Consider the following 11451-nt stretch of genomic DNA (forward strand, 5'->3'; position numbering starts at 1 on the left):
GCGGGCACCGATCCCGAGGACCTCGTCGTCGTGATCGGGCACGGCAAGGACGCGGTCGGCGAGCACCTCGCCGACGTCGCGGGCGAGCTGGACCGCGACGTCCGCACCGCCGTGCAGGACCAACAGCTCGGGACCGGCCACGCGGTGGCCTGCGGGCTCGACGCGCTCGCGGACCGCACGTCCGGCACGGTCCTGGTCAGCTACGGCGACGTGCCACTGCTGGACGCGACGACGCTGAGCGCGTTGCTGCGCGAGCACCACGACAACGGCAACGCGGCCACCGTGCTCTCCGCGGTCGTCGCGGACCCCACCGGCTACGGGCGCCTCGTGCGCGACGGGTCCGGGCAGGTCACCGGGATCGTCGAGCAGAAGGACGCGACCGCCGAGCATGCGGCCATCGACGAGATCAACTCCGGGGTCTACGCCTTCGACGCCGCGGTGCTGTCCGAGGCGCTGGCCCGGCTCTCCACCGACAACGCGCAAGGTGAGCTGTACCTGACCGATGTGCTCTCCATCGCCCGCGGCGACGGGAAGTCCGTGGGCGCGCTGGTGTGCGCGGACACGTGGCTGGTCGAGGGCGTGAACGACCGGGTGCAGCTGGCGCGGCTCGGCGCGGAGTTCAACCGCAGGCTCGTGCTGGACTGGATGCGCGCGGGTGTCACGGTCACCGACCCGGCCTCGGTGTGGCTGGACTGCGACGTGACCTTGGACCGGGACGTGCTGCTCGAACCGGGCGTGCAGCTGCGCGCGGGCACCAGCGTCGGCGAAGGCGCGGTGATCGGGCCGGACACCACGCTCACCGGCTGCGCGGTGCGGCCCGGCGCGTCCGTGGTGCGCTCGCACGGCGAGGGAGCCGAGGTCGGCCCCGGCGCCTCCGCGGGCCCGTTCGCCTACCTGCGCCCCGGCACCCGGCTCGGCGCCGACGGCAAGATCGGCACCTTCGTGGAGACCAAGAACGCCGAGATCGGCGCGGGCAGCAAGGTGCCGCACCTGACCTACGTCGGCGACGCCGAGGTCGGCGAGAACAGCAACATCGGCGCGGCCACCGTGTTCGTCAACTACGACGGAGTGGCCAAGCACCGCACCGTGATCGGATCGCACGCCCGCACCGGCGCGGACAACATGTTCGTCGCTCCGGTCGAGGTGGGCGACGGCGCCTACACCGCCGCCGGTTCGGTCATCACCCAGAACGTCCCCCCGGGCGCCATGGCGGTCGCCCGCGGGAGGCAGCGCAACATCGAAGGCTGGGTGGCTCGCCGCCGCCCGGACACCGCCGCCGACCAGGCCGCTCAGCGGGCGCTGGAGCGGTCGGGATCTGACCTGACCACCAATCCGATCAGTGACTCCCGATGATGGGCGTCAACGGGGAGGGACGATGACCGTGAGTGCCATGTCTGCGACCCCGAAGAAGAGCTTGAAGCTCTTCTCCGGGAGCAGTCACCCGGAACTTGCCGAGGAGGTGGCCAAGCAGCTCGACGTGACGGTCACGCCCCAGGCGGCCTACAAGTTCGCCAACGGCGAGATCTTCGTCCGCTACGACGAGTCGGTCCGCGGCTGCGACGCCTTCGTAATCCAGTCGCACTGCACGCCGCTGAACGACGCCATCATGGAACAGCTGATCATGGTGGACGCGCTCAAGCGGGCCAGCGCGAAGCGGATCACCGTGGTCATGCCGTTCTACGGCTACGCACGGCAGGACAAGAAGCACAAGGGCCGCGAGCCGATCTCGGCGCGGCTGATGGCGGACCTGTTCAAGACCGCCGGTGCGGACCGGATCATGACGGTGGACCTGCACACCGACCAGATCCAGGGCTACTTCGACGGGCCGGTGGACCACCTGCTGGCGCAGACGGTGCTGTCGGACTACGTGCGCGAGACCTACTCCGAAGAGAAGATCACCGTGGTCTCGCCGGACTCCGGCCGGGTGCGCGTGGCCGAGAAGTGGGCGGACAACCTCGGCGGGACTCCGCTGGCGTTCATCCACAAGACCCGGGACCCCACGAAACCGAACCAGGTGGTCGCCAACCGCGTCGTCGGTGACGTCGAGGGCAGGCTGTGCGTGCTGGTCGACGACATGATCGACACCGGCGGCACGATCACCAAGGCCACCGAGCAGCTGCTGGAGTCGGGCGCCAAGGCCGTGATCATCGCGGCGACGCACGGCGTGCTGTCCGGCCCGGCGGTGGAGCGGCTGTCCTCCTGCGGAGCGAAGGAGGTCGTGCTGACCAACACGCTGCCGATCCCGGAGGACCACCACTTCCCCACGCTGCGGGTGCTGTCCATCGCCCCGCTGGTGGCCGAAGCGATCCACCAGGTCTTCGAGGACGGCTCGGTGACCAGCTTGTTCAACGGCCACGCCTGAGCGTCCCCAGAACGCCGAAAAGCCCGGTCCCCCGCTTCGGGGGCCGGGCTTTTCGGTGTCGTGCCGGGTGTTTCCGGGCCGTCAGAGCGTGGTGACGACCTCGTCGTAGTCGAGCCGGGGCAGGCGGTCGAACCAGGGGTTCTCGCCGGGCTTGCCGATGTTGACCACGACGAGGACCTTCTCGCGGCCGTCCGGGAAGAACTCGGCGTTGATGCCCGCGGCGTCGAAACCGGTCATCGGGCCCGCGGCCAGCCCCGCGGCGCGCACGCCGAGGATGAAGTAGCCGACTTGCAGGGTGCCGTTGAGCTTGGCGTGCTCGGCGCGGAACCCGTCGTCGCCCGCCCACATGTCCTTGGCGTCCGGCTTGTGTGGGAAGACCTTGGGCAGGTTCTCGTGGAAGTCGGTGTCCGCGGACAGGACCGCGACCAGCGGCGCCGACTCGGTCTTGGCCCGGTTGCCTTCGGACAGGTGCGGCAGCAGCCGCTGCTTGCCCTCGTCCGAGCGCACCAGCGCGATCCGCAGCGGCTGCTGGTTCATCGAGGTCGGGCCCCACTTGACCAGGTCGTAGATCGCGCGGATCTGCTCGTCGTCGACCGGTTCGGAGCTGAAGGAGTTCGCGGTGCGGGCGGCGCGGAACAGCAGGTCCTGCGCGTCCTCGGAGAGCTGGAAGGCTGCGGCGCGGTCGGTCGAGGTCATGATCACTTCCTGTCCGGGCGGTGTTTGCCCGCCAGAACATCCGGCGCACCGGCCGGAATTCCAGCCGCGACGGAGATCACATCACCGCGCCGACGAGTTCGTTGACCGCCACCCCGACGAACAGCACCAGGCACAACCCCAGCAGCACGTTCGAGACCCAGCGGGAGCGGTGCTCGGGCGGCATCATCGAGCGCGAGTTCAGCAGCACCAGCAGCGTGCCCGCCAAGAACGGCATGAACAACGCACCCAGCACGCCGTAGACCAGGGTGAGCTGGAACGGCTTGCCGAACAGCAGCAGGATCATCGGCGGGAACGTCAGCCACAGCAGGTAGAGCCGGTACGGAGTGCTGTGCATCCCCGCCTTGTGGTCGTAGGTCTCGGCGGTCTCGGCCGGGGCTTCCTTGGGCAGCCGCCAGGTCCGCCACCAGTCGGCGAACAGCAGGCTCACCCCGTTCCACACCCCGATCACCGAGCTGAACGCGACCGCGAAGAACCCGACCAGGAACGGGATCCGCGCCCATTGGCCGTAGTCCGCGGCGAGCACGTCGCTGAGGTTGAGCAGCCCCTTGTCGCTGTCGGTGAGGTCCTGGCCGAGCAGGATCTCCGCGCCGACGACCAGCATCGCGACCACGAAGATCCCGGTGGTGACGTAGCCGACCGCGTTGTCGGTGCGCATGATCGGCAGCCACTTCGGCCCGCGCCAGCCCTTCGCGAAGGTCCAGTAGCCGTAGGCGGCCATGGTGATCGTGCCGCCGACGCCGCCCATCAGGCCCAGCACGTAGGCGACCGAGCCGTCCGGCAGCGTCGGCACCAGCCCCTTGCCGAGTTCGAGCAGGTTCGGCCCGACCAGGATCGCGGTGCCCACGACGGTCACGAACATGACGCCGACCAGCACCGTCATGAGCTTTTCCAGCACCGCGTAGCGGCCGAACCACACCAGCCCCAGCCCCAGCAGGCCGCAGACGATCGCCCATCCGCTGACCGGCAGCACCGGGAACAGCGCGTTCAGCGGCAGCGCCGATGCCGACATCGCGGTGGCGCCGTAGACGAAGCCCCACACCACGATGTAGGCGCCGAAGTAGCCGGTGGCCCAGGAGCCGAGCGTGCGCCAGCCGGAGAGCATGGTGCGTTCGGAAGCGAGGTGCCAGCGGCCGACGGCCTCGCCCAGCGCGAGCTTGAACACCGTGCCGAGCACGACCGCCCAGAACAGGGCGTAGCCGTAGCGCGCACCGGCGATCATCGTCGCGACCAGGTCGCCCGCGCCGACTCCGGTGGCGGCGGCCATGATGCCGGGGCCGACTTGCCGGAGCCGGTCGGCCCAGCCGGTGGCCGGTTCGGCCCCGGCTTGCGCGCTCCCGTGGTCCTCGGTGGAACCGGAGCTGGTGTCAGCGGACATGAGCGTCAAACTAACGCCGGGCGGTGCCGCGGTCATCCGCAAGCGACCAAACCGTGACGGTCGCTGAATCGAGGGACGAACGAACACCCACCGCACGCGGACGAGCGGGCGGGCGCGAACTCGGCTGACCCGATCGGGAAGCAGCTGCGCGAACCCGGCGGCACGTCGGCCGCCGCGACCCGCCGGTGAACACGGCACGGGTCGAGTGCACCCGGTTCTCGCGGGCACAGCGGATCATCCGGTTAGACCGGCCGAGGCCGGATCGGTACCCCAGCAAGCAGCTGCCGCGCGGCGGCTCCTAAACTGTTCGGGTTGCCTCGGCGAGGCCGGGTACGCGACCCGGCGTGATCGACGCGGCGGCACGGTGTTCGCCCCTGTGGCCGCGAGAGACGCCGGTGCCGCCCACATCGCGGCCGTTGTCCGGCCGCGAGCGGCACCGACCCCCGCAGGGCCGGTGTTCGCGAGCACGGCGTCGGCCACGTCATCGGTCGCACCCGCCGCCGCAGGCCGCCGACATTTCGATTCCGCCCGACTTCACGAGGAGTGCAGCACCGTGTCCGAGGTACGTCTTTCCGTCGAGCCGCGCACCGAGTTCGGCAAGGGTGCCGCCCGCCGCACCCGCCGCGCGGGCAAGATCCCCGCGGTGCTCTACGGGCACGGCTCCGACCCCAAGCACCTGTCGCTGCCCGCCATCGACTTCGCCCGCGCCGTGCGCGAGAACGGGCAGAACGCGGTGCTGACGCTGGAGGTCGCCGGGTCGGCCAGCGAGCTCGCGCTGACCAAGACCGTGACCGCGCACCCGATCAAGAACTACATCGAGCACGTGGACCTGCTGCTGGTCCGGCGCGGCGAGAAGGTCACCGTGAACGTGCCGGTCGTGCTCTCCGGCGACCCGGCCCCTGGTGTCCTGGTCACCCAGGACGCCAACGAGGTCGAGGTCGAGGCCGAGGCGCTGCACATCCCCGAGCAGATCGAGCTGTCGGTGCAGGACGCCGAGGACGGCACCCAGGTGCACGCCTCCGACCTGCAGCTGCCGCGCGGCGTGACGCTGCAGGCCGACCCGGAGACGCTGATCATCAGCGTCTCCGAGGCGCCGACCGCCGCCGACATGGAGTCCGAGTTGGACACCGAGGGCGCAGGCGTCGTCGAGGAAGCCTCCGACGAGGAGACCGCGAGCGAGTGAGCTCCGACCCGCCGGTGACCGGGACGCGGCGAGCACCGCGCCCCGGTCCCGGCCGGGCCATCGCATTCATCCGCCGCCGCTTCGGCGGTGCGTCCGAGGGAAACGATCAGGTGAGCACTCCCGAACCGCCCGCGCTGATCGTCGGGCTCGGCAATCCCGGCCCGCGCTACGCGGGCAACCGGCACAACGCCGGTTTCCTGGTCGCCGACGAGCTCGCCGACCGGATCGGCGGGAAGTTCAAGGCGCACAAGGCGAACGCCGAGGTGGTGGAGGGCAGGCTCGGGCAGCGCCGGGTGGTGCTGGCCAAGCCGCGGACGTTGATGAACCTCTCCGGCGGGCCGGTCGCCGGACTGGTGAAGTTCTTCAAGCTCCCGCCCGAGTCGCTGATCGTGATCCACGACGAGCTGGACCTGCCGCACGGCGCCGTGCGGCTCAAGCGCGGCGGCGGGGAGAACGGGCACAACGGGCTCCGTTCGATCACCAAGTCGCTGGGCACGAAGGAGTATCTGCGGGTGCGCTTCGGCGTGGACCGGCCGCCGGGGCGGATGGATCCGGCGGACTACGTGCTCAAGGACTTCTCCGGGGCCCAGCGCAAGGAACTGGCGTACTTCGTCGACCTGTGCGCGGACGCCACCGAGGCGCTCGCCGCGCACGGCTTGGAACCGGCGCAGAACCAGTTCCACTGAGCGGCCGCGGCGTCCTCAGCAGGCGGGCACGAGCTCGGCGGTGGCGGCGCGACGGAGCTTGCCGGACGGGGTTTTCGGCAGCGAGCCCGGTGCGAGCACGACCACCGCGGCCGGTCGCACCCCGACTGCGTCCACGACCCGCGCGGCGACCGCCTTGCGCAGGTCCTTCTCCGCTTCGCCGGTTCCGGCGGACTTCGATTCCAGCACCACGGCGAACCGTTCCCGCCGATCGCCCGCGTCCAGCCGGACCGCCGCGGCGTTGCCCGCGCGCACTCCGTCCACTTCGCACGCCGCGCGTTCCACGTCCACCGGGAAGATGTTCCGGCCGCCCATGATGATCACGTCCTTGCGCCGTCCGCAGATCACCACCTGCCCGCCGACCAGGTAGCCCTCGTCACCGGTGTGCAGCCAGCCTGCGGCGTCCTGCGCGGGCAGCGGGCCGCTCGCGGTGAGGTATCCGGGCGTCACCGGGGCGCCGCGGATGCGCAGCTCGCCGACAGCCCGCTCCCCCAGCGCCTCGCCCGCGTCGTCGACCGCCTTCACTTCCAGCCCCGGCAACGGTTCCCCGAGCAGCGCGAACGAGCGGCTGCGGCCGGTGCTCGCGGGCTCCGCGCGCCGCTCGCGCTCCAGCGCATCGGCGTCCACCTCGTCGACTTCCACGCCGCGGTCCAGCGGCGCGAAGGACACCGCCAGCGTCGATTCCGCCATCCCGTAGGCGCACACCATGCACGTCCCGGACAGGCCGAACCGGGCGCCCGCGCCGGTGAACGCGCGCACCGCCTCCGGGTCCACGGGTTCGGCTCCGTTGAGCGCGAACCGGAGGCTGGAGAGGTCGAATTCGCCGTCCTCGGCCCGCGCCATCCGGCGTCCGGTCACGGCGTAGGCGAAGTTCGGCGCGGCCGTGACGGTGCCGCCGTAGCGGCTGATCAGCTCCGGCCACAGCAGCGGGCGAGCCAGGAAGTCCGCGGGAGTGACCTTGACCGCCTCCATGCCGATCGACATCGGCACCGTCAGGCAGCCGACCATGCCCATGTCGTGGAACAGCGGCAGCCAGGAGACCGCCACGTCGCGTTCGGCGTCCAGCCGGGCGGTGGCCACCATCGCGGCCGCGTTGGCGTCCAGGTTGCCGTGCGTGATCCGCACGGCTTTCGGTTCAGCGGTGGAACCGCTGGTGAGCTGCAGCAGCGCGGTGGCGTCTTCACCGACCGGCACGGGCTCGTCCAGCCGCCGGTCGTAGGCGGCCCATTGGGTGAGGTCACGATGCTCGACGCCGTTCTCGTCCAGCACCCCGGCCAACTGCTCGAACGGCGGGCCGAGCAGCACCAGCCGCGCGTCGATCATGGCCAGCACCCGCAGCGTGTCCTGCGCCCACTCCGCCAGGTCGGTACGAGGGGTCGGTTGGTGCAGCATGGTCACGCTGCAACCGGCCAACCACCCGCCCTGCACCGCCGGGGCGATCAGTCCGGGATCGGCGGCCAGCACGGCCACCGCCGAGCCGGGGGCGAGTTCGGCGCTGAGGGCGGCGGCGACCCGCGTGGCCTCGTCGTGCACCTGGTTCCAGGTGCGCCGCCGCGGGCGGTCCGGCTCGCCGGTGACCAGCCCCCGCGCGCCCGGTCCGGCGTTCTCCCGCGCCGCGGCCACGATCCCGTCCACGAACCGGCTCATGTGACGAAGCCTACGTCGAACGGGCGAACACCGGAACAGCTCGGTTCCGGCCACCGAAGCCACATCGGGACGTCCGAGACAGCACGGCCGCAAACCACCCCTGGAGAAATCGCCCGGCTCGCGAGGCCGCAGCACGATCCCTAGTTGTTGCGGGCAAAGACGTTGTTGACGGCGTGGCTGTAATCAAGGGGTTCCGAGCAACGTCGCGACGGCTGCGTGTGCGTGGCGGGCTGGGGCGGGGTCGCCACTGATGCCGGCCGTCACGATGGCTCCTTCAGCGAGCAGGAAAACCGGTTCAACCACCGCCAGCCCGGTGGCATGGACCCACACCGCGACCTGGTCGTGGAATGCCCGCTTGTGCGACCGGACTTCGGCTCGCACCGCCTCGGATGCGGGGCCCAGTTCGCCGTAGGCATTGATCCAGGCGCATCCGCGGAAGCCGGGTTCTGCGAACCACTCGGCAAGCCAGTCGAAGATCGCGAGTACGCGCTCGTAGGGATCTACGACCGCCTCCACGCGGGCGGCCAGGCTTGCTCTCCATCGCTGATCGCGACGCCTGAGCACCGCCACCACGAGGTCTTCCTTCGCCGCGAAGGATCGGTAGATCCGCTTCAGAGGCAGACCGGATGCAGCACGGACCTCATCCATGCCGACCGCCTGGATCCCTTGCTCGTAGAACAGCCGTTCTGCTGCGTCGAGCAGGGCGTCGCGGTCCAAACGGTTCTGCTCCTCAGTGATCGGGGCTGGCATCCGAAGCTCCTTGGCGTTGAGAACGTACGTTCCCTATCGTAGACTCCGCCGATAGAGAACGGTCGTTCTCAACGATGGGAGACTGCAATGCCGGAAGATCGTCCGCCGTACCCGCCGTTCACGCAGGAGGCGGCCCTGCAGAAGGTCCAGGCAGCTGAAGATGCATGGAACACCCGTGACCCGCACCAGGTGGCCATGGCCTACACGCCGGACTCGACGTGGCGGAACCGTGACATCTTCGTCCGCGGCCGCGAGGAGATCATCGCGTTCCTGACCCGGAAGTGGGAGCGCGAACTGGACTACGCGCTGCGTAAGAGCCTCTGGGGCTTCCGCGAAAATCGAATCGCTGTCCGCTTCCAGTACGAGTGTCACGACGCAGAAGGCCAGCGATGGCGCAGCTACGGCAACGAACTGTGGGAGTTCGACGAGCACGGACTCATGCGGCGCCGCGAGGCGAGCATCAACGACGTCGCTATCACTGAAGCCGATCGGCGCATCCACGGCCCCCGGCCCACGGGCGAGTACGGCGTCGACATCCCACTCCGGTAGTGCCGATACCACGTCCCTTAGTCGGTGGGCTCAGGCAACACGACCGTCTGAGCCCACCGAACTCGTGTCGTCTATAGGAAACGCTGTGCTCCACGCCAATGCGCCCCTGTCCATCGAGGGACGACGCCGCCCCGCCCGCACAGCGGAGCAGGTGAGAGGCCGCCAGCATCTCGCCTCCGAGACGGCGTCACCAACGTCCAGCCCTCACGCACCTAGTCGAGCTGATCGGCCAGTTCGAGCCAGCGGGCTTCCACGTCGTCCTTCTCCTGCTGCAGCGCCTGCAGATCGGCGCCCAGCGATTGCAGCTTGTCCGGCTCGGTAGCGGCCTCGGCCAGCCGCGCGTGCAGCTCCTGCTCCCGCTTGCCCAGCTTGTCCAGCTGCCGTTCCAGCTTCGCCAGGTCCTTGCGCGCGGCCCGCTCCTCGGCGCCGGAGAGCTTGTCCGGCTTCGCCTCGACCACGTCCGCGGCCTGCTTGCCGACGTCGCCACCACCCGCGGCCAGCAGCGAATGCCGCCGCTGCAGGTACTCCTCGATGCCGCCGGGCAGGTGGGTGAGCCTGCCGTCGCCGAACAGCGCCAGCACCGTGTCGCACACCCGCTCCACCAGGTAGCGGTCGTGCGAGACCACGACGAGCGTGCCCGGCCAGCCGTCCAGCAGATCTTCGAGCTGCTGCAGGGTGTCGATGTCGAGGTCGTTGGTGGGCTCGTCGAGCACCAGCACGTTCGGTTCGGACATCAGCAGCCGCGCCAGCTGCAACCGGCGCCGCTCACCGCCGGAGAGGTCGCCGACCGGGGTCCACTGCCTGCCCTTGCCGAACCCGAACCGTTCGCCGAGCTGGGAGGCGGTGAGCTCGTACTTGCCCAGCTGCACCCGTTCGGCGACGTCCTCGATCGCCTCCAGCACCCGCCAGTTGCCCGGCAGGTCGTGCAGTTCCTGGGTCAGGTGCGCCAGCCGCACTGTCTTGCCCTCGATGCGCCTGCCCGCGTCCGGCTCCCGCTCACCTGCGATCAGCCGCAGCAACGTGGTCTTGCCGGAGCCGTTGACGCCGACCAGCCCGATCCGGTCACCCGGCCCGATCCGCCAGGTCACGTCGTCGAGCAGGGTGCGATCGGCGATCCGCAGGTCCACGTCCTCCAGCTCGATCACGGTCTTGCCGAGCCGGCGCTTGGCGAAGGTCACCAGTTCCACGGTGTCCCGCGGCGGCGGGACGTCCGCGATGAGCGCTTCGGCGGCCTCCACCCGGAACCGCGGTTTCGAGGTGCGGGCCTTCGCACCGCGCTGCAGCCAGGCGAGTTCCTTGCGCGCCAGGTTCTGCCGCTTCTCCTCGGCCTGCTGGGCCAGCCGCGCGCGTTCCGCGCGGGCGTAGACCCAGTCCGCGTAGCCGCCTTCGTACTGCTCGACCCTGCCCTGGGTGACCTCCCAGGTGCGGTTGCACACGGTGTCCAGGAACCAGCGGTCGTGCGTGACGATCACCAGTGCGCAGCGGCGCTCCATCAGGTGATCGGCGAGCCAGCGCACGCCCTCCACGTCGAGGTGGTTGGTGGGCTCGTCGAGCACCAGCACGTCCAGGTCGCGCACCAGCGCGGCCGCCAGCGCGACGCGGCGGCGCTCACCACCGGAGAAGTCGGCAACCGGGGTGTCCAGCCCGAGCCGGGTCATGCCGAGCCCGGTCAGCACCGAACGCACCCGGGCGTCGGCGGCCCACTCGTGCTCGGCGGTGAAGCCGTGGGGATCCAGCACCGCGTGGCGCACCGTCGAGCCCGGCGGCAGTTCGGTGCGCTGGGTGACCACCGCCAGCCGCAGGTCGCGCTGGTGGCTGACCCGGCCGGAGTCGGGTTCCTCGCTGCCGGAGATCACTTCCAGCAGCGTCGTCTTGCCGCCGCCGTTGAGGCCGACGACGCCGATCCGCTCCCCGGCGCCGATGCCGATCGAGACGCCGTCCAGCAGCGGGCGCTCTCCGTAGCTCTTGCGCACCGATTCGAGGTTGATCAGATTGGCCATCGGGGTTGCGGTACTCCAGGAAAACGAGGGGTGATCAGGCGTGCACCTGCGGCGGCGTGGGCCGGTCGGCCCGGTCGTCGCCGATGATCCGGGCGCCCGGAACCGGGCCCTGCGCGACGCGGACGGTGCGGCACACGCCCGCGCCGGACAGCTCAGCGGCGACC

Annotated in this window: 10 protein-coding genes and 1 pseudogene; 5 read left to right on the forward strand and 6 right to left on the reverse strand. The window is 70.4% G+C overall.

Annotated elements, in window-relative coordinates; translation table 11 throughout:
• Both glmU and IJH84_RS27320 read left to right on the forward strand, forming a co-directional pair.
• The coding region (gene glmU / locus IJH84_RS27315) for a bifunctional UDP-N-acetylglucosamine diphosphorylase/glucosamine-1-phosphate N-acetyltransferase GlmU (RefSeq protein ID WP_295150676.1) at positions 1 to 1353 on the forward strand (1353 nt) is incomplete at its 5' end.
• Between the two features lie 37 nt (positions 1354 to 1390).
• Positions 1391 to 2362, forward strand: coding sequence for a ribose-phosphate diphosphokinase (locus IJH84_RS27320; protein WP_295150679.1), 972 nt, complete (start codon positions 1391 to 1393; stop codon positions 2360 to 2362).
• An 81-nt stretch (positions 2363 to 2443) separates the two neighbouring features.
• Here IJH84_RS27320 and IJH84_RS27325 read toward each other — a convergent pair whose 3' ends face one another.
• On the reverse strand, positions 2444 to 3058 hold the full coding sequence (locus IJH84_RS27325) for a malonic semialdehyde reductase (RefSeq protein WP_295150683.1): 615 nt from the start codon (positions 3056 to 3058) through the stop codon (positions 2444 to 2446).
• A gap of 76 nt (positions 3059 to 3134) precedes the next feature.
• A complete protein-coding gene (locus IJH84_RS27330; protein ID WP_200069255.1) occupies positions 3135 to 4454 on the reverse strand; it encodes an Nramp family divalent metal transporter in 1320 nt (439 codons plus the stop codon).
• Positions 4455 to 5007: 553 nt separating this feature from the next.
• Between IJH84_RS27330 and IJH84_RS27335 the strand changes: the two genes are divergently transcribed.
• On the forward strand, positions 5008 to 5637 hold the full coding sequence (locus tag IJH84_RS27335; protein WP_295150687.1) for a 50S ribosomal protein L25/general stress protein Ctc: 630 nt from the start codon (positions 5008 to 5010) through the stop codon (positions 5635 to 5637).
• Between the two features lie 110 nt (positions 5638 to 5747).
• On the forward strand, positions 5748 to 6323 hold the full coding sequence (gene pth / locus IJH84_RS27340; protein WP_200069253.1) for an aminoacyl-tRNA hydrolase: 576 nt from the start codon (positions 5748 to 5750) through the stop codon (positions 6321 to 6323).
• Positions 6324 to 6338: 15 nt separating this feature from the next.
• On the opposite strand, the gene IJH84_RS27345 is transcribed toward pth, so the two are convergent.
• Entirely contained in the window at positions 6339 to 7988 is a 1650-nt protein-coding gene (locus IJH84_RS27345) for a fatty acyl-AMP ligase (protein ID WP_295150690.1), read from the reverse strand.
• A 183-nt stretch (positions 7989 to 8171) separates the two neighbouring features.
• Positions 8172 to 8738 carry a TetR/AcrR family transcriptional regulator gene (locus IJH84_RS27350; protein WP_295150693.1) on the reverse strand — a complete coding sequence of 189 codons (567 nt, stop codon included), beginning with the start codon at positions 8736 to 8738 and terminating at the stop codon, positions 8172 to 8174.
• An 87-nt stretch (positions 8739 to 8825) separates the two neighbouring features.
• Between IJH84_RS27350 and IJH84_RS27355 the strand changes: the two genes are divergently transcribed.
• Positions 8826 to 9287, forward strand: a complete 462-nt coding sequence (locus tag IJH84_RS27355; RefSeq protein WP_200069250.1) for a nuclear transport factor 2 family protein — start codon at positions 8826 to 8828, stop codon at positions 9285 to 9287.
• A 212-nt stretch (positions 9288 to 9499) separates the two neighbouring features.
• On the opposite strand, the gene IJH84_RS27360 is transcribed toward IJH84_RS27355, so the two are convergent.
• Together IJH84_RS27360 and IJH84_RS27365 are read right to left on the reverse strand one after the other, a co-directional pair.
• A complete protein-coding gene (locus IJH84_RS27360; protein ID WP_295150699.1) occupies positions 9500 to 11287 on the reverse strand; it encodes an ABC-F family ATP-binding cassette domain-containing protein in 1788 nt (595 codons plus the stop codon).
• 34 nt (positions 11288 to 11321) lie between these two features.
• Positions 11322 to 11451 (reverse strand): annotated as a pseudogene (locus tag IJH84_RS27365) (4-(cytidine 5'-diphospho)-2-C-methyl-D-erythritol kinase); the annotation flags it as partial.

It is taken from the genome of Saccharopolyspora sp. (assembly GCF_017434145.1).
Taxonomy (GTDB): Bacteria; Actinomycetota; Actinomycetes; order Mycobacteriales; family Pseudonocardiaceae; genus Saccharopolyspora_C; species Saccharopolyspora_C galaxeae.

What these genes read in the sequence shown, in the direction of transcription:
- IJH84_RS27350 (WP_295150693.1), bottom strand. Translation starts at nt 8,738, where the DNA reads ATGCCAGCCCCGATCACTGAGGAGCAGAACCGTTTGGACCGCGACGCC.
- IJH84_RS27320 (WP_295150679.1), top strand. Translation starts at nt 1,391, where the DNA reads ATGTCTGCGACCCCGAAGAAGAGCTTGAAGCTCTTCTCCGGGAGCAGT.
- IJH84_RS27355 (WP_200069250.1), top strand. Translation starts at nt 8,826, where the DNA reads ATGCCGGAAGATCGTCCGCCGTACCCGCCGTTCACGCAGGAGGCGGCC.
- IJH84_RS27360 (WP_295150699.1), bottom strand. Translation starts at nt 11,287, where the DNA reads ATGGCCAATCTGATCAACCTCGAATCGGTGCGCAAGAGCTACGGAGAG.
- IJH84_RS27345 (WP_295150690.1), bottom strand. Translation starts at nt 7,988, where the DNA reads ATGAGCCGGTTCGTGGACGGGATCGTGGCCGCGGCGCGGGAGAACGCC.
- IJH84_RS27325 (WP_295150683.1), bottom strand. Translation starts at nt 3,058, where the DNA reads ATGACCTCGACCGACCGCGCCGCAGCCTTCCAGCTCTCCGAGGACGCG.
- IJH84_RS27330 (WP_200069255.1), bottom strand. Translation starts at nt 4,454, where the DNA reads ATGTCCGCTGACACCAGCTCCGGTTCCACCGAGGACCACGGGAGCGCG.